13 protein-coding genes are annotated in these 18,532 nt (G+C 58.3%); 6 read left to right on the top strand and 7 right to left on the bottom strand.

What is annotated here, in order from left to right:
- Nucleotides 1-26 precede the first annotated feature (26 nt).
- From purL to glnB, 5 genes are all read left to right on the top strand, one after another.
- The gene (gene purL / locus BMF08_RS20620; protein WP_072569370.1) at nucleotides 27-3,914 is read left to right on the top strand and encodes a phosphoribosylformylglycinamidine synthase; all 3,888 of its coding nucleotides are present in this window, start codon (nucleotides 27-29) and stop codon (nucleotides 3,912-3,914) included.
- A 511-nt stretch (nucleotides 3,915-4,425) separates the two neighbouring features.
- Nucleotides 4,426-5,862, top strand: coding sequence for a two component system sensor histidine kinase QseE/GlrK (gene qseE / locus BMF08_RS20615; RefSeq protein WP_072569369.1), 1,437 nt, complete (start codon nucleotides 4,426-4,428; stop codon nucleotides 5,860-5,862).
- Complete coding sequence (gene qseG / locus BMF08_RS20610; protein ID WP_072569368.1) at nucleotides 5,859-6,590, top strand: two-component system QseEF-associated lipoprotein QseG; 732 nt, start codon at nucleotides 5,859-5,861, stop codon at nucleotides 6,588-6,590. The genes qseE and qseG overlap by 4 nt, the downstream gene beginning before the upstream one ends.
- Nucleotides 6,577-7,914 (top strand): two-component system response regulator GlrR, encoded by a 1,338-nt coding sequence (gene glrR, locus BMF08_RS20605; RefSeq protein ID WP_072569367.1) that lies wholly within the window; start codon nucleotides 6,577-6,579, stop codon nucleotides 7,912-7,914. The genes qseG and glrR overlap by 14 nt, the downstream gene beginning before the upstream one ends.
- Before the next feature lie 78 nt (nucleotides 7,915-7,992).
- Nucleotides 7,993-8,331, top strand: a complete 339-nt coding sequence (glnB, locus tag BMF08_RS20600; protein WP_002438074.1) for a nitrogen regulatory protein P-II — start codon at nucleotides 7,993-7,995, stop codon at nucleotides 8,329-8,331.
- An 80-nt stretch (nucleotides 8,332-8,411) separates the two neighbouring features.
- Here the strand turns inward: glnB and hmpA are convergent, their stop codons facing one another.
- On the bottom strand, nucleotides 8,412-9,602 hold the full coding sequence (gene hmpA, locus BMF08_RS20595; RefSeq protein WP_072569366.1) for an NO-inducible flavohemoprotein: 1,191 nt from the start codon (nucleotides 9,600-9,602) through the stop codon (nucleotides 8,412-8,414).
- Nucleotides 9,603-9,926: 324 nt separating this feature from the next.
- Between hmpA and glyA the strand changes: the two genes are divergently transcribed.
- On the top strand, nucleotides 9,927-11,180 hold the full coding sequence (glyA, locus tag BMF08_RS20585) for a serine hydroxymethyltransferase (RefSeq protein ID WP_072569364.1): 1,254 nt from the start codon (nucleotides 9,927-9,929) through the stop codon (nucleotides 11,178-11,180).
- A gap of 229 nt (nucleotides 11,181-11,409) precedes the next feature.
- On the opposite strand, the gene BMF08_RS20580 is transcribed toward glyA, so the two are convergent.
- The 6 genes from BMF08_RS20580 to BMF08_RS20555 all read right to left on the bottom strand — a co-directional run bounded on the left by BMF08_RS20580 (nucleotide 11,410) and on the right by BMF08_RS20555 (nucleotide 18,173).
- Nucleotides 11,410-12,009, bottom strand: coding sequence for a KpsF/GutQ family sugar-phosphate isomerase (locus BMF08_RS20580; protein WP_072569363.1), 600 nt, complete (start codon nucleotides 12,007-12,009; stop codon nucleotides 11,410-11,412).
- Nucleotides 12,006-13,643, bottom strand: a complete 1,638-nt coding sequence (locus tag BMF08_RS20575; protein ID WP_072569362.1) for an FGGY-family carbohydrate kinase — start codon at nucleotides 13,641-13,643, stop codon at nucleotides 12,006-12,008. The genes BMF08_RS20580 and BMF08_RS20575 overlap by 4 nt, the downstream gene beginning before the upstream one ends.
- 16 nt (nucleotides 13,644-13,659) lie before the next feature.
- Nucleotides 13,660-14,613: an ABC transporter permease gene (locus tag BMF08_RS20570; RefSeq protein WP_072569361.1), complete on the bottom strand. Its 954-nt coding sequence runs from the start codon at nucleotides 14,611-14,613 to the stop codon at nucleotides 13,660-13,662.
- A 1-nt stretch (nucleotide 14,614) separates the two neighbouring features.
- Nucleotides 14,615-15,604 carry an ABC transporter permease gene (locus tag BMF08_RS20565; RefSeq protein WP_072569360.1) on the bottom strand — a complete coding sequence of 330 codons (990 nt, stop codon included), beginning with the start codon at nucleotides 15,602-15,604 and terminating at the stop codon, nucleotides 14,615-14,617.
- On the bottom strand, nucleotides 15,597-17,105 hold the full coding sequence (locus tag BMF08_RS20560; protein ID WP_072569359.1) for a sugar ABC transporter ATP-binding protein: 1,509 nt from the start codon (nucleotides 17,103-17,105) through the stop codon (nucleotides 15,597-15,599). The genes BMF08_RS20565 and BMF08_RS20560 overlap by 8 nt, the downstream gene beginning before the upstream one ends.
- A gap of 84 nt (nucleotides 17,106-17,189) precedes the next feature.
- Nucleotides 17,190-18,173, bottom strand: coding sequence for an autoinducer 2 ABC transporter substrate-binding protein (locus BMF08_RS20555; RefSeq protein WP_072569358.1), 984 nt, complete (start codon nucleotides 18,171-18,173; stop codon nucleotides 17,190-17,192).
- Nucleotides 18,174-18,532 lie beyond the last annotated feature (359 nt).

Here is an 18,532-nt window from a genome sequence, read left to right as displayed (position 1 = left end):
ACCGACGCGCTAAAGACGAGAGACTTATGATGGAAATTCTGCGTGGTTCGCCTGCCCTGTCTGCCTTCCGTATCAACAAATTGCTGGCGCGTTTTCAGGCGGCCGACCTTCCTGTAAGCAACATTTACGCCGAGTATGTCCATTTTGCCGATCTCACCGCCCCGTTAACTGCCGATGAACACGCCCAACTGGCGCGTCTGCTGCAATACGGCCCGGCGCTCGCCAGCCATACCCCGGCAGGCAAACTGATCCTGGTGACGCCGCGTCCCGGCACCATTTCACCCTGGTCATCCAAAGCCACCGATATCGCCCACAACTGCGGGCTGGCGCTGATCAGCCGCCTTGAGCGCGGTGTGGCGTATTATGTTGACGCCGCTGAACTGAGCGTGGAACAGTGGCAGGCCGTGGCGGACGAATTGCATGACCGCATGATGGAAACGGTGTTCGCGGCGCTTGATGACGCGCAGCAGCTGTTTGCCCATCACCAGCCTGCGCCGGTTTCCAGCGTGGATATGCTGGGGCAGGGGCGTCAGGCGCTGAACGATGCCAACCTCCGTCTGGGGCTGGCGCTGGCGGAAGACGAAATTGACTACCTGTTCGATGCCTTTACCCGTCTGGGCCGCAACCCGAACGACATCGAGCTCTATATGTTCGCCCAGGCGAACTCCGAACACTGCCGTCACAAGATCTTTAACGCTGACTGGGTGATCGACGGCGAACAGCAGCCGAAATCGCTGTTTAAAATGATCAAGAACACCTTTGAACAGACCCCGGATCACGTGTTGTCGGCCTATAAAGACAACGCCGCCGTGATGGAAGGTTCAGAGGTGGGGCGTTTCTACGCCAGCCACGAAGAAGGGCGCTACGACTTCCACCAGGAGCCGACGCATATCCTGATGAAAGTGGAAACCCATAACCACCCGACGGCGATCTCGCCGTGGCCGGGCGCGGCAACCGGCTCCGGCGGTGAAATTCGTGATGAAGGCGCCACCGGGCGCGGCGCGAAGCCGAAAGCCGGGCTGGTGGGCTTCTCCGTTTCCAACCTGCGTATTCCGGGCTTTGAACAGCCGTGGGAAGAAGATTTCGGCAAGCCGGATCGCATCGTGACGGCGCTGGATATTATGACCGACGGCCCGCTTGGCGGCGCGGCCTTTAATAACGAATTCGGTCGCCCGGCGCTGAACGGCTACTTCCGTACCTATGAAGAAAAAGTGAACAGCCACAACGGCGAAGAGCTGCGCGGCTATCATAAGCCGATCATGCTGGCGGGCGGGATCGGCAACATTCGCGCCGATCATGTGCAAAAAGGCGAGATCAACGTTGGCGCGAAACTGATCGTGCTGGGCGGCCCGGCGATGAATATCGGTCTGGGCGGCGGCGCGGCGTCCTCTATGGCCTCCGGCCAGTCCGACGCGGATCTCGATTTTGCCTCCGTCCAGCGCGACAACCCTGAAATGGAACGTCGTTGCCAGGAAGTGATCGACCGCTGCTGGCAGCTTGGCGAGGCTAACCCAATCCTCTTTATTCATGACGTCGGCGCGGGCGGTCTGTCCAACGCCATGCCGGAACTGGTGAGCGACGGCAACCGCGGCGGTCGGTTCGATCTGCGCAAAATCCTCAGCGATGAGCCGGGCATGAGCCCACTGGAAATCTGGTGTAACGAATCCCAGGAGCGTTATGTGCTGGCGGTCGCCGCCGATCAGTTACCGCTGTTCGATGCCCTGTGCCGTCGCGAGCGCGCCCCTTATGCGGTGATTGGCGAAGCCACCGAAGAGATGCACTTAAGCCTGGCCGACAGCCACTTCGACAATCAGCCTATCGACATGCCGCTGGACGTGCTGCTGGGTAAAACGCCGAAAATGACCCGCACGGTGCAGACGCAAAAAGCGGCAGGCGAAGCCTTTAACCGTCAGAACATCACCGTGGCGGAGGCGGTTAACCGCGTGCTGCATCTTCCTGCGGTGGCGGAAAAAACTTTCCTTGTCACCATCGGCGACCGCAGCGTCACCGGTATGGTGGCCCGCGATCAGATGGTGGGGCCGTGGCAGGTGCCGGTGGCGAACTGTGCCGTGACTACCGCCAGCCTCGACAGCTACTATGGCGAAGCCATGTCGCTGGGCGAACGCGCGCCGGTGGCGCTGCTGGACTTTGCCGCCTCTGCCCGTCTGGCGGTGGGCGAAGCCCTGACCAACATCGCCGCCACGCAGATTGGCGACATCAAACGCATTAAGCTCTCCGCCAACTGGATGGCGGCAGCCGGCCACCCTGGCGAAGACGCCGGGCTGTATGAAGCGGTCAAAGCGGTGGGCGAAGAACTCTGCCCGGCGCTCGGCCTGACCATTCCGGTGGGTAAAGACTCCATGTCGATGAAAACCCGCTGGCAGGACGGCAACGAACAGCGCGAAATGACCTCGCCGCTGTCGCTGGTGATCACCGCCTTTGCCCGCGTGGAAGACGTGCGCCATACCATCACGCCGCAGCTCTCCACCGACGATAACGCCCTGCTGCTGATCGACCTGGGTAAAGGTCACAACGCGCTGGGCGCAACGGCGCTGGCGCAGGTGTATCGTCAGTTGGGCGACAAACCGGCGGACGTACGCGACGTGTCGCAGCTGAAAGGCTTCTACGATGCCATCCAGGCGCTGGTGGCGGGACGCCAGCTGCTGGCCTATCACGACCGCTCTGACGGCGGCCTGCTGGTGACGCTGGCAGAGATGGCTTTTGCCGGTCACTGCGGTATTGAAGCCGATATTGCCGCGCTGGGGGACGATCGCCTGGCCGCGCTGTTCAACGAAGAGCTGGGCGCGGTGATCCAGATCCGCGCCGCCGACCGCGAATCGGTGGAAAACATTTTAAGCAAACACGGTCTGGCGGACTGCGTGCACTACCTGGGCAAGGCCGTAACGGGAGATCGCTTTACGCTTACCGCCGGGCAACAGCCGGTGTTCAGCGAAAGCCGTACCACGCTGCGTATGTGGTGGGCAGAAACCACCTGGCAGATGCAGCGTCTGCGCGATAACCCGGAATGCGCTGACCAGGAGCACCAGGCAAAAGCCAACGATGCCGATCCGGGTCTGAACGTGAAGCTCTCCTTCGACATCAACGAGGACATCGCCGCGCCATATATCGCGACAGGCGCGCGTCCGAAAGTGGCGGTACTGCGCGAGCAGGGCGTTAACTCCCATGTTGAAATGGCGGCGGCATTCCACCGCGCCGGTTTCGACGCTATCGACGTGCACATGAGCGACCTGCTGGCGGGCCGTACCGGTCTGGATGATTTCCAGGCGCTGGTGGCGTGCGGCGGTTTCTCCTACGGTGACGTGCTGGGGGCAGGGGAAGGCTGGGCAAAATCCATTCTGTTCAACAGCCGCGTACGTGACACCTTCGAAACCTTCTTCCATCGCCCGCAGACGCTGGCGCTGGGGGTATGTAACGGTTGCCAGATGATGTCCAACCTGCGCGAACTGATCCCTGGCAGCGATCTGTGGCCGCGCTTTGTGCGTAACCACTCCGACCGTTTTGAAGCCCGCTTCAGCCTGGTGGAAGTGACGCAAAGCCCGTCTCTGCTGTTGCAGGGGATGGTCGGCTCGCAGATGCCGATTGCCGTTTCTCACGGGGAAGGTCGTGTGGAAGTGCGCGATGACGCCCATCTGGCGGCGCTGGAAAGCAAAGGCCTGGTGGCGCTGCGTTTCGTGGATAACACCGGCAAGGTGACGCAGACCTATCCGGCTAACCCGAACGGCTCGCCGAATGGCATCACCGCCGTGACCTCGGAAAACGGTCGCGTAACGCTGATGATGCCGCACCCGGAACGCGTATTCCGTACCGTCAGCAACTCCTGGCACCCGAAAAACTGGGGCGAGGACAGCCCGTGGATGCGTATCTTCCGTAACGCCCGTAAGCAACTGGGATAATGCTCACACGCCACTGTCGGTTTTAGCCGACAGTGGCGCATTTTCCTGTCTCTTTTTGGCGACACTTAACTCATTGATTTTGTTAGTGATGACCTTTGCGCTTCCGCTGTGTTGCTTTTTGGCGACAGTATGGCGTAAAAGTGAGCAGGCTAAGTACCACCGTTTAAATAATTAAATCCTTTTAATTCAATGGTTAAATAATAAACCCTGTACATTGGCACGGGTTGTGCATATTATAAGGCAGTGGCTCATTCACCTTCTTATGTCAGCCCCTCCGGGACGTGCTACATAAACTCAGAATGACGCACAAAAAGGTGCCTGCCGTCCAACTGCTGATCATAGCGCTGCTATTTCAGACCCCGGGCGAAACGTCGAGTAAGGCACCGCCTAATTCCAGATAAAGCCGGGTAATTCCCGGCTTTGTTGTTTTTGTCCCACGGTAATCTTAACTTTCCCCCGGCGCGTTACTCAGTTAGCATCCTCTAAAATCCGCTTTCACGAGAATAGTGCGTTGAAACCCTGGCCCGGCTTCCCCCGCTCCCTGCGACAACTGGTTATGATGGCCTTTTTGCTGATCCTGCTGCCGCTGTTAGTGCTGGCCTGGCAGGCATGGCAGAGCCTTAATACCCTCAGCGCCCAGGCGGCGCAGACCAACCGTACCACGCTGATTGACGCCCGTCGTAGCGAGGCGATGACCAACGTTGCCCTCGAAATGGAGCGCAGCTATCGCCAGTATTGCGTGCTGGACGATCCCACCCTGGCCCGCGTCTACCAGAGCCAGCGTAAGCGCTACAGCGATATGCTGGATGCCCACGCGGGCGTGCTGCCGGATGAAAAACTCTATCTTGCGCTGCGCCAGGATCTGAACGATCTGGCGCAGTTGCAGTGCCATAACAGCGGCCCCGGCGACGCCGCCTCAGCGCGGCTGGAAGCCTTTGCCGCCGCCAATACCATGATGGTGCAGTCCACGCGCGCGGTGGTGTTTTCCCGCGGGCAACAGCTGCAACAGGAGATCGCCGAGCGTGGACAGTTTTTTGGCTGGCAGGCGCTGGTGCTGTTTCTGGTCAGCCTGGGGCTGGTACTGCTGTTTACCCGCATGATCATCGGCCCCGTGAAGGGCATTGAGCGGATGATCAATCGTCTTGGCGAAGGGCGCACGCTCGGGCAGCGGGTGCTGTTTAAAGGGCCGCGGGAATTACGCTCGGTGGGCGAGCGCATTCTCTGGCTCAGCGAGCGCCTCGCCTGGCTTGAGTCCCAGCGTCACCAGTTTTTACGCCATCTTTCCCACGAACTGAAAACCCCGCTCGCCAGTATGCGCGAAGGCACGGAGCTGCTCGCCGATGAAGTAGTTGGCCCGCTCACCCCGGAGCAAAAAGAGGTGGTGGCGATTCTGGATGACAGCAGCCGTAACCTGCAAAAACTCATTGAGCAACTGCTGGATTACAACCGCAAGCTGGCGGATGGCGCGGTCGAACTGGAAAGGGTTGATTTAGCGCCGCTGGTGGAGGCAGTGATCGCCGCACACAGTTTACCGGCACGGGCTAAAATGATGCATACCGACGTCTCACTGCCGGAAACGCACTGCCTGGCGGAGCCGATGCTGCTGATGAGCGTGCTCGATAATCTCTACTCGAACGCGGTGCACTATGGGGCTGAATCCGGTAACATTTATATTCGCAGCTACACTCATGGGGCACGCTTAGCCATTGAGGTAGCCAACACGGGTACGCCGATCCCCGAAGCGGAACAGGCGATGATTTTTGAACCCTTTTTCCAGGGAAGTCATCAACGAAAAGGGGCGGTGAAAGGCAGTGGGCTGGGGCTGAGTATCGCCAGAGACTGTATTCATCGCATGCGAGGTGAGCTGCATCTGGTGGCCGACAGCCAGTCAGATGTCTGTTTCCGCATTGAGCTACCGCTCAGTGCGCCGGAAAAATCCCTAAAATGAATCTACGTCTGGTGAGTATGTCGCACATTTTTAATCGCGTGCTGAACGCGGTGTCGTTGTCAGGGCTTCTGCGCGCAGGCTTGCCCTGTCTGCTGCTGACGGGCTGTATTGCCCATGTGCCAAAAAGCGCCGTCAACGAAAAACAGGAAGAGAAACTTCCCCAGCATCAACTGGCGGATTTCCTGTCCACCGACTGCAACGACATCTGGTCGCTGCACGGAAAATCTGTGGATACTAACCCGCTGTACTGGCTGCGCGGCATGGACTGCGCGGAACGCCTGGCGCCCGCGACCGCCCGCGCCGAAGCGCGAAGCTGGCCGGATGACACCTGGCAGGATACCTTCAAGCGCGGCATTCTGCTGGCCAGCGCCAAAATTTCACCGGTGGAACGTCGCGCCTTCGTTACCCGTCTCGACACCCTCAGCCCGCAGCTACCGGCCCAGGTGCGTCCGCTGTATCAGGTGTGGCGCGAAGGGCAGGCGCTGCAATTACAGCTGTCAGAAGAGCGCTACCGCTACAGCAAGCTCCAGCAGTCTGCCGATGGCGAACTGGATACCCTGCGTCAGCAGCAGCAATACCTGCGTGAACAGCTGGAAACCACCTCGCGCAAACTGGAAAACCTGACCGATATCGAACGGCGTTTATCGACGCGCAAACCCGCCGGTAACGATCTGCCTTCCGCCAACCCTGACGTAAAAAATGAGGATGCCAGCCATGACAAGCCGTAAACCCGCCCGTCTGCTGCTGGTGGACGACGATCCTGGTTTACTGAAGTTGCTCGGCCTGCGCCTGACCAGCGAAGGTCACAGCGTGGTCACCGCTGAGAGCGGGCAGGAAGGGTTGCGCGTGCTGACGCGGGAAAAAATCGATCTGGTGATCAGTGACCTGCGGATGGATGAAATGGACGGCATGCAGCTGTTCGCCGAGATCCAGCGCCAGCAGCCGGGCATGCCGGTGATCATCCTGACGGCGCACGGCTCAATCCCCGACGCGGTGGCCGCCACCCAGCAGGGCGTATTCAGCTTTCTTACCAAGCCGGTGGATAAAGACGCGCTCTACAAAGCCATCGACGGCGCGCTGGAGCACTCCGCCCCGGCGGGGGATGACCTCTGGCGGGAAACCATTGTCACCCGTAGCCCGCTGATGCTGCGTCTGCTGGAGCAGGCGCGCATGGTGGCACAGTCGGACGTCAGCCTGCTGATTAACGGCCAGAGCGGCACCGGCAAAGAGATCCTCGCCCAGGCGATCCACAACGCCAGCCCGCGCAGTAAAAACGCCTTTATCGCCATCAACTGCGGCGCCTTGCCGGAACAGCTGCTGGAATCCGAACTTTTTGGTCATGCCCGTGGCGCCTTTACCGGGGCGGTCAGCAGCCGTGAAGGGCTGTTTCAGGCGGCGGAAGGCGGCACGCTGTTCCTCGACGAAATCGGCGATATGCCCATTCCGTTACAGGTGAAATTGCTGCGCGTGTTGCAGGAGCGCAAAGTGCGCCCGCTCGGCAGCAACCGCGATATCGACATCAACGTGCGCATTATCTCCGCCACCCACCGCGATCTGCCGAAAGCGATGGAGCGCGGCGAGTTCCGCGAAGATCTCTTTTATCGTCTGAACGTGGTGAACCTGAAAATCCCGGCGCTGGCGGAGCGTGCCGAAGATATCCCGCTGCTGGCGAATCACCTTCTGCGCCAGTCAGCGGATCGCCATAAACCCTTCGTGCGCGCCTTTTCCACCGACGCCATGAAGCGGCTGATGACCGCCAGCTGGCCCGGCAACGTGCGCCAGCTGGTGAACGTTATCGAGCAGTGCGTGGCGCTCACCTCCTCGCCGGTGATCAGCGACGCGCTGGTGGAGCAGGCGCTGGAAGGGGAGAACACTGCGCTACCGACCTTTGCCGAAGCCAGAAACCAGTTTGAGCTGAACTATCTGCGCAAACTGCTGCAAATCACCAAAGGTAACGTGACTCACGCCGCGCGCATGGCCGGGCGCAACCGCACCGAATTTTATAAATTGTTATCGCGCCATGAACTTGATGCGAACGATTTTAAAGAGTGATCCGCAAAGCGCAGTGAATATGGTAGTGTGAGCAACCGATAACGTAGCCGCCTGCAGGCAAAAATTCAGGGAACCACCATGAAAAAGATTGATGCGATTATTAAACCTTTCAAACTGGATGATGTGCGCGAAGCGCTGGCCGAAGTGGGCATTACCGGGATGACCGTGACCGAAGTGAAAGGCTTTGGCCGCCAGAAAGGGCATACCGAACTGTACCGCGGCGCTGAGTACATGGTGGACTTTCTGCCGAAAGTAAAAATTGAAATTGTCGTCACCGACGATATTGTTGATACCTGCGTGGATACCATTATCCGCACGGCGCAAACCGGCAAAATTGGCGACGGTAAAATCTTTGTCTTCGACGTCGCCCGCGTGGTGCGTATCCGTACCGGTGAAGAAGACGACGCGGCTATCTAACATTCTTGCCGGGTGGCGCTGCGCTTACCCGGCCTGCAAAACTCTTCGCAGGCCCGTGCAGGCGAAGCGCCGCCGGGCGATTACAGCACCTTATGAGGCCCGAAACATTCGTAGTAAATGTTGTCTTTATTCACGCCCGACTCCACCAGCTGCCGCGCGGCAAACTGCATAAACACCACAGGTCCGCACAGATAGAACTGCATCGCCGGGTCGGAATACAACCCTTCAGTCTGACTCAAATCCATCAGGCCTTCGCTGTTATAACCCGCTCCCGCGCGATCCGTATCGGTCGGCAGTCGATACCAGGTGTGCGAACTAAAGTGTGCAAGCTGCGCGCCAAGCTGCGCCACTTCATCGGCAAAAGCATGCACATCGCCATTCTCCGCCGCATGGAACCAGTTCACCTGCGCGGCGTGCTGACGGCTGACCAGGGTATCGAGCATCGCCAGCATCGGCGTCTGGCCGACGCCCGCGGAAATCAGCGTCACCGGTGTTTCCGGCGTCACCTGTAAGAAGAAATCTCCCGCCGGTACCGCCAGATGCACGATGTCACCCACAGTCGCGTCATTATGCAGCCAGTTCGACACCTGACCGCCCGGCTCGCGCTTCACAGCGATACGATAGCTTTTCCCGTCAGGTTTGCGGGTAAGGGAATACTGACGAATTTCCTGATGCGGAAAACCTTCCGGCTTCAGCCATACGCCGAGATACTGCCCCGGCTGATAATCCGCCACCGGCTGACCATCCACCGGCGCAAATTCAAAACTGGTGATAAGCGCACTCTGCGGATTTTTTGCGGTGATGCGAAACGCTCGTGTGCCTTCCCAGCCGCCGGTTTTGCTGGCGTGCTCCTGATACAGCTCGCTTTCACGATTTACAAACACGCCTGCCAGTACGCCATAGGCTTTGCCCCACGCATCCAGCACTTCCTGACCCGGACTGAACATCTCATCCAGTGTCGCCAGCAGATGCTCGCCGACAATGTTGTACTGTTCCGGTTTGATCTGAAAACTGGTGTGCTTCTGGGCGATCTTCTCCACCGCCGGCAGCAGCGCGGGCAGATTTTCAATATTGCTGGCATAGGCGGCAATGGCATTGAACAGCGCTTCACGCTGATCGCCATTGCGCTGATTGCTCATATTGAAGATCTCTTTCAGCTCCGGATTGTGTTTAAACATCCGGTCATAGAAATGGGCGGTAAGTTTCGGGCCGGTTTCGACGAGCAGGGGAATGGTGGATTTCACGGTGGCGATGGTTTGAGCGTCTAGCATGGCAGCTTCCTTTTTAGCAGAACTATAAGTTGTATTTTATATGCATCTTATAGAAATAACCCTGCGCTTGTAAATGACTTAGTGCATTTTAGTTATGATGGCTCACAGTCATGAAAAATTTACATCACAAAGCTGAAAAGAAATCCGGTTCCGCCGGGTTACGGCTTTTCCATCAAACCCTTGTACGGCGGGCAGCCAATCGTTTGCGTAAAATCCTTTGTCAAGACCTGTTATCACGATATGAATCAGTTATACTGGTCGCCGTTGCCCAAAAGGGCCCCCCTTCAGAGCTGTAATTACCGTTAGCTGAGTCAGGAGATGCGGATGTTAAAACGTGAAATGAACATTGCCGATTATGATGCCGAACTGTGGCAGGCTATGGAGCAGGAAAAAGTACGTCAGGAAGAACACATTGAACTGATCGCCTCCGAAAACTACACCAGCCCGCGCGTGATGCAGGCTCAGGGCTCTCAGCTGACCAACAAATATGCGGAAGGTTATCCGGGTAAACGTTACTACGGCGGTTGTGAATACGTGGATATCGTTGAGCAACTGGCGATCGACCGCGCGAAAGAACTGTTCGGCGCTGACTACGCTAACGTCCAGCCGCACTCCGGCTCGCAGGCTAACTTCGCGGTGTACACCACGCTGCTGCAACCGGGCGATACCGTGCTCGGCATGAACCTGGCGCACGGCGGCCACCTGACTCACGGCTCCCCGGTTAACTTCTCTGGCAAGCTCTACAATATCGTGCCTTACGGCATTGATGAGACCGGTCATATTGATTACGCAGACCTCGAAAAACAGGCGCAGACCCACAAGCCGAAAATGATCATCGGCGGCTTCTCCGCGTACTCCGGCGTGGTTGACTGGGCGAAAATGCGTGAAATCGCCGACAGCATCGGCGCTTACCTGTTTGTCGACATGGCGCACGTGGCCGGTCTGGTTGCCGCGGGCGTTTACCCGAACCCGGTGCCGCATGCGCACGTGGTGACCACTACGACCCATAAAACGCTGGCTGGCCCGCGCGGTGGTCTGATCCTCGCGAAAGGCGGCAGCGAAGAGCTGTACAAAAAACTGAACTCTGCGGTCTTCCCTGGCGCGCAGGGCGGCCCGCTGATGCACGTGATCGCCGGTAAAGCCGTAGCGCTGAAAGAAGCGCTGGAGCCGGAATTCAAAACCTACCAGCAGCAGGTGGCGAAAAACGCGAAAGCGATGGTGCAGGTATTCCTCGATCGCGGCTACAACGTGGTGTCCGGCGGTACCGATAACCACCTGTTCCTGCTGGATCTGGTGGACAAAAACCTGACCGGTAAAGAAGCTGACGCCGCGCTGGGTCGCGCTAACATCACGGTGAACAAAAACAGCGTGCCGAACGATCCGAAAAGCCCGTTCGTGACCTCCGGTATCCGTATCGGCAGCCCGGCCATCACCCGTCGCGGCTTCAAAGAAGCGGAAGCCCAGGAACTGGCTGGCTGGATGTGCGACGTGCTGGACAGCATCAACGATGAAGCGGTGATTGAACGCACGAAACAGAAAGTGCTGGAAATCTGCGCCCGCTTCCCGGTTTATGCCTGATCCGCGATAAACCCTGAAAAGGCCGCGTAAGCGGCCTTTTTTATTGCCGGGTGGCGCTGCGCTTACCCGGCCTACTTGTCTTCGGTTCTTCGGGTTAATGCAGGCCCGCGCAAGCGCAGCGCCGCCGGGCATAACCCGCCAGCCGTTAATGTAGGCCCGTGCAAGCGCAGCGCCGCCGGGCATAACCAGTTCATGTAGGCCCGTGCAAGCGCAGCGCCGCCGGGCAATATCACCGCTCCCCGCGCAGCGTCACACCCACATCTCCGCCCGGATGCACCGCCAGCAGCGTCTCTTTCGTATACCCGCTCTCGCTCATCAGACAGGCACAGGCCGCATCAAAAATCGCCAGCACCAGGATGATGGACGTGGTTGCCAGCATATTCAGCGGATCCACTTCCCGCTGCACGCCCGTTGAGATCACCAGCCGCGCCGCCTGAGCAATCGCCGACCCGCGGTTTTCCGTGACGCTGATCAGCGGCACTTGTCTGGCCGCCAGCCCCGGCAGCAGGCGGGTCAGTTCGTCCGAGTTGCCGCCGCGGGACAGCATGATCATCAGATCCCCCGACCGTAAAAAACCCAGATCGCCGTGGGCGGCATCGGTGGCGTTCAGATAGATCGCCGGACGCTCCACGCAGGCCAGCATATGGGCGATTTTACGCGCCGCGATGCCGGAGGTTCCCACCCCGGTGACCACGATTTTCCCCGTACAGCCGCGCAGCTCTGCCAGCAGGGCGTCCCACTGCTCAGCGGTAAGATGCTGGCCCAGTCCGGCCAGCGCGTCGCTGTAGGTTTGCCAGGCCTCGTTTGCCTGACGCCAGGCGCTGTTCATTCAACCTCCTGCATCAACTGACGGTATTTCATATGATCGAGGTACATCTCATGGAACACCTGATATTTACGATCGTAATACTGCTTGATACGGTTGGTTTGCGGCGTCACCGTTTTACCGATACGGCTCATCACTGACATCGCCTCCGGGAAGCTGTCGAAGACGCCTGCGGCCACGGTGCCCATCATCGCACTGCCCAGCAGCATGGCTTCACTCTCTTCCGGTAACAGCATGGCGCAGCCAGTGGCGTTGGCGTGCTCCTGCACGAACACCGGATTTTTGGTGCCGCCGCCGCTGGCCATCACGGTATCAATGGCGTAACCGGTCTGATTCATGGTTTCAATAATATGGCGGGTGCCCAGCGCAATCGCCTGAATGGTCGCCAGATATTGCAGCGCCATGTCCTCGGGCGTGCGGGAAAGCTTCAGGCCGGTGATCGCCCCGGTGAGCGTCGGATTAGCGCGCGGCGAGCGGTTGCCGTGGAAGTAGGGGAGGATATGCATATCGCGGGTCAGAAAGGCGATGTTTTCCGGCTCGCCCGCCATTTTACGCAGCAGGGCATTCAGCAGTTCATAAATGGTCTGCCCCTGGGTTTTTGCCTGCGCCAGCAGCGTTTCATAGCAGGGATGCGACTGGATCACATGATCGATAAGCGCGCCTGTCGCCGACTGGCCGCCTTCGTTCAGCCAGTAGCCAGGCAGCACCGCCGAATAGTACGGCCCCCAGACGCCGCCGATAAAACGCGGCGCTTTCGAGATAGCCATATGCCCGGTGGAAGTCCCGCCGATCAGCGCCACGCGGCGATCAAAATCCGCCACTTCCCCTGACACGCCACAGGCGCCCAGCGTACCGAGCGTACCGGCGTGGGCATCTATAATCGACACGCTGACCGCCGTGCCCGGGATCAGCCCCATTTCGCTGGCGGCGCGCGGCGTCAGGCCGTGGCCGAGCGGTTCGCCCATGGTTTTCACATAGCGGCCAATTTTTTCCGCGTCGTGCTCAAGTAAATCTTCCAGCCCAATCTCACGGAAATAGCTGCCGTCCCATTTATCTTCATGCCCCATGTAGGTCCACTTGCAGACGGTGGAGCAGAGGGAGCGGGTGTCATCGTCGGTGGCGCGCCAGGTCAGGAAGTCCGGCAAATCAAAATAGTAACCGGCGTTAGCCCAGGTGTTCGGCATGTGTTGTTTCAGCCACAGCAGCTTTGGCGTCTGCATTTCCGGGGAAATGATGCCGCCGACGTAATCCAGCACCCGATGGTGCAGGGCGTTAATGCGGTCGGCCTGGGTAATGGCGCGGTGATCCATCCACACAATAATGTTCTGCTCGCTGCGCCCGGAGGGGCTGACGGTCAGCGGCTTGCCCTCTTTGTCCAGCACCACCAGCGAACAGGTGGCGTCGAATCCCAGCCCCTTCACCTGGATCGGATTGACGTCCGACTGGTTAATGGCATCGCGCACCGCATTACACACCGCCTGCCAGATATTGTCTGAAGACTGCTCAACGAAATCCGCCTGCGGGCGATACATTTCAATGGCCCGGCTCGCCTGGCCGACCATTCTGCCGTTCAGGTCAAACACGCCCGCGCGGGCGCTTCCGGTTCCGACATCCACACCAATGAAGTAACTCGCCATCTTTTTTCTCCTGAAATCAGGCTTTACGATTCTGTAAGGCAATAAAGAGGATCAGCACCGCGCCCCAGAGCGCCATCGTCAGATAGCTGCTGATCCCCAGCAGATTGAAGCCGCTTTCCAGCATTTGCAGCACCACCAGCGCCAGCACCAGGCCGATGACGCGGCCAAAGCCGCCGTCCGGGTTGATGCCGCCAAGCACCGAGGCAAGAATGGTCACCAGCAGATAGGATTCGCCATACCCGGCTTTCGCCGAGTTGAACTTCGCCATCATCAGGATGGCCGCCACCCAGCCGAGCAGGGCGGAAATCACGTAGACGGAAATCTGCACCCGCACGGTATTCACCCCGGAATAGCGCGTCGCCTGCTCGTTGGAACCGACCAGATAGAGGCTGCGTCCAAGCGTCGTGTGCTCCAGTAACACCCACAGCAACACGGCTACAAGAATAAACAGCAGCAGGGCGACGGGGATCCCCGCGAGGGTGGCGTTACCTAAATACTGGATCGCCGCCGGGAAGCCGGAGATCACCGTGCCGTTAGAAAACAGAATGTTCAGCCCGGAGATCAGCGTCATGGTGCCGAGGGTCGCAAGAATAGGCGAGACGCCCACCCAGGCGATGAGCGCGCCGTTTAGCACGCCAATCGCCACCGCGACGGCCAGCCCCGCCAGCAGCGCCAGCATAAAGAAGAGGGGATTATCCGGATGGCTGACAATAATCGCCGCCATCACCAGCGAACAGGCGTTAGCACCGGCAATAATCGACAGGTTAATGCCGCCGGTGAGCATGGTCAGCCCCATGCCCAGCGCCAGCATGCCGAGGATCGGCAGCTGCGAACTGATGGACTGGAAATTCGCGACGCTGAAAAAGCGGCTGCCCAGCAGCGCCGAGAAGACCACGGCAACGACAATAATGATCACGCACTGGAGGCGAATGATGGCATCACCAGGCAGATAACGGGTGAAGGTTTTCATCTTAAAGTTCCCCTGCGAGTTTGCGTTTTTCGTTCCACGCCGTCGCGCTGATGCTGATCAGGATAATGGTGCCGCTGAACACGGTGTGCCAGTAAGAGGAGACGCTTAACAGCGTCAGGCCGTTTTGCAGGAAGGCCAGCAGGATCACCCCGAGCAGCGTGCCGGTCAGCGTGCCGCGACCGCCGGTCATGCTGGTGCCGCCCAGCACCACGGCGGCCAGCACCGTCAGCTCAAAGCCGAGCAGGGAGTTTGGCGCAACCGACTGGGTGATCTGCGCCTGCACCACGGCGGCGATACCGGCGAGAATGCCCATATAGCCGTAAACGCAGAAGTGCAGCTTCAGCAGATTCAGCCCGAGGCGGGAGGCGGCGTCACGGTTGCCGCCCATGGCGTAAATCTGGCGGCCCAGCCGGGTGTAGTTCATCAGAATGGCAGTGAATATAATCACTGCGGCGAGACAGAGCAGCGGCAGCGTCAGGCCATAGTCGTAGCCGTCGGCAGCGGTAAAGGAGAACCAGTTGATGCCGTTCATAAACCAGTCCGGGAAGCCGTACAGCCAGGTGCCTTTGGTGGCGTAGACCAGCAGACCGTAATAGACGTTGAGCGTGGCGATGGTGATGATGATCGCCGGCACGCGCAACCAGTAGACCAGAAAGCCGTTGATAAGCCCAAGCAGCAGGCCGACGGCAATGGCCATCGCCAGCGCCAGCACAAAGTTGCCGCCGTGGGCGATCATCCAGCTGGCCATGGCGTACTGCGCGATGGCGGTCATCGCCGGAAAAGAGATGTCAATGCCGCCGGAAATCAGCACCACAAACAGCCCGCAGGCCAGAATGCCCAGAATGGCGTAGCTGGTGGCGACATCCGTCAGGTTGCCCAGCGAAAGAAACTCATCGGTGCTGACGCTCAGCCCGACGATCAGGGCGATAACTAACAGCCCCAGCCAGAACTCATGTTGCCCGACGAGGCGGGAAAGACGCACGTTATTCATTGATGACCTCGACCACTTCAGCAATTTCCGCTTCGGTACAGCGATGGGGATTAAATTCAGCGACCAGCTTGCCGCGGCGCATCACCAGCACGCGATGGCTGTTGTAGTAGGCTTCCGGGATCTCATCGCAAATCATCAGCACCGCCATACCCTGTTCCGCCAGATCGCGGGCAATCTGATAAATTCCCTCTTTATTGGCGATATCCACGCCGACGGTGGGGGAGTCCAGGATGAGAATGCGCGGGTTAGTCGCCACCCATTTGGCGATGGCGATACGCTGGGCGTTGCCGCCGGAGAGGGTTTTCACCGGCAGGTGTGGATCGGAAACTTTAATGTTCAGATCGCGGATCAGATCGCTTACCAGCTTTTGCGCTTTGGCATGATCGAGCAGACCGCTGCGGGTATGGAGTTTGTCGAAGACCGTGACGATGGTGTTGTCATAGATCGACTGCTCCATGATCAGCCCCTGCGTCAGGCGATCTTCCGACACATAACCGATGCCGTGTCTGATGGCGTCGTGATTATTACGCAGGCGCACCGGCTGACCATTAATGAGCATTTCGCCGCTTTCTGGCTGCGTCATGCCAAACAGGCTCAGGCACAGCTCGGTACGGCCCGCGCCCAGCAGGCCGACAACAGAAACAATCTCGCCGCTGCGTAATGACAGATCGATGTTCTGGTATTTTCCTTTGCGGCTCAGGTTACGTAATTCCAGCATCGGCGGCTGATCGGCGGGCGGTTTTTCCGGCAGCGGGCTGTAGTGGAAACGCTGCCCGGTCATCAGGAACGCCAGCTCGTGGCTGTCCAGCTCCTGCGCAGGCCAGGTGCCGACAAGCTTACCGTCGCGCATCACGCTGATGCGATCTGCCACTTCCATCACCTCATCCAGACGGTGGCTGACAAAGACCACGCAAATGCCCGCCGCTTTCAGTTCATTCACCACCCGCAGCAGGCCGTTCACCTCCTGGCGCGTCAGCGAGGCGGTGGGCTCATCCATGATCACCAGCCGGGCATCGGCGGCGATGGCGCGGCAGATCGCCACCAGCTGGCGGTCAGCAATGGAGAGTTTTTCGACTTTTTTATCCGGGTCGAGGGCCACGCCAATGCGTTTCATGGCGGCCAGCGCCTGGGCTTTCATCGCCCCGCGGCGCACCCAGATATCGCCCCCCGGCAGATAGCGGTTAACGGCAATGTTTTCCGCCACGCTGAAGTTCGGAAACAGCGACAGATCCTGGTAAATCACCTGAATACCGTAATGGGCGGAGAGCTGCGGCGTCAGCTGATGGAACAGCTTGCCGTCGAGCATAATCTGCGCGCCTTTTTCCGGGTGGTAGACGCCGGAAATCACTTTAATGATGGTGCTTTTTCCGCAGCCGTTCTGCCCTGCCAGACAGTGAACTTCGCCTTTTTTCAGCGTCAGGTTCACGTTATCCAGCGCCAGCACGCCCGGAAATTGCTTGCTGATATTCTCAAGTGAGATAAATGCGGCGGTGTCTGCCATGGGCAATACTCCTGCAAGCGCCCTTACGGGCGCTGAGTGTGAATTGTTTTAGTTATTCGGTTTCCCTGGTGCGGGCGGAGTGCCTCAGAAACCGAGTGATTGCGCGTTATCTTTGGTGACTTCGAGGATCTTGTTAAAGCGGATCACTTTTTTGTCCATATCCACATCGGCTTTGCCTAAACCATCGATGGTCAGATCCGGCGTCACTTCCTTGCCCTGCAACAGCTGATCGGCAACGGTAACCAGCGCATAACCGGCATCTTTCGGATCCCACAGCAGCGCCTTTTTAATGTCGCCGCGCATCAGGTACGGCGCGGCCTGGGCAGGCATGGCAATACCGACAACCGCCATTTTTTCTTTAGCGCGTTTCTTCTGCACCGCCTGACCGGCACCGATTGGGCCAAGGGAGCCAAAGCCGATAATACCTTTCATCTGCGGATAGGTTTTCATCAGATCCAGGGTAGTGGAGTAGGATTTATCAATGCTTTCCGCCACCGGCAGGCGGGAGGTGACTTCAAACATCTCGGGGTATTTTTCTTTCTGATATTTGATGGCGTAGTCCGCCCAGGCGTTATGCAGCGGCACCGTTAACGATCCCACGTAAATGGCGTAGCCGCCTTTGCCGCCCATGCTTTTCGCCAGCTCATCGACGTTAGCCTGCGCATATTTTTCGCTGTCGATGGTTTCAATATCCCACTGGCCGATCTGCTGATCCGGGGATTCGTGGGTCAGCACCACAATGCCTTTATCGCGGGCTTTTTTCAGCACCGGCTCCAGCACCTTCGCATCGTTAGGCACCACGATAATGGCGTTGACGTTCTTGGCGATCAGATCCTCAATCACCTTCACCTGCTGGGCAGGATCGGGTGTGGAAGGGCCAGTCTGATACGCATTCACATTCAGCTTTTTGGCGGCGTCGTTCACGCCGGTTTCCATGCGGTTGAACCAGGGAATGCCGGTGACTTTCGCCACCACGGCAATTTCATACTTTTCCGCCGCCGCAACGTTACCGGACAACATGCTGACAGAAACCAGGGCTGCACTGAGTAAGGCGAGTTTGAATTTCATAGTTTTACCTTATGTAGGGTACGGGCATGTCACGCACAGAGATTAACAACGAAGGGAAGAGGGGATGAATCGCAGATTTTTTAAATGTGATGACTGCCCATTTTTGTTATTTTTTAGATCTAATTTAGTTAAATTATAGTTAAAAAATAACATTAGCTTCACAATCAGTAAGGCTGTCTTTGTTAAATTCGGATTTTTTATTAACTATAAATTAACAATTGTTTATCATTTGATGGGTTGAAGCGGTTTTTTTGCCGGATTTCTGCGCACCAGCCGCCGGGAATGTTTCAAATATGTGAGCTGAAACGATAAGCCTGCCCTGGGCGGTTTTTTACCGGTGATGTTAAAAACCTGTTAAG

The sequence above is a fragment of the Enterobacter sp. SA187 genome, assembly GCF_001888805.2.
Lineage (GTDB): Bacteria > Pseudomonadota > Gammaproteobacteria > Enterobacterales > Enterobacteriaceae > Enterobacter_D.
The sequence above is the reverse complement of the archived record's forward strand: the minus strand, read 5'-3'. Positions and strand labels throughout refer to the sequence as shown.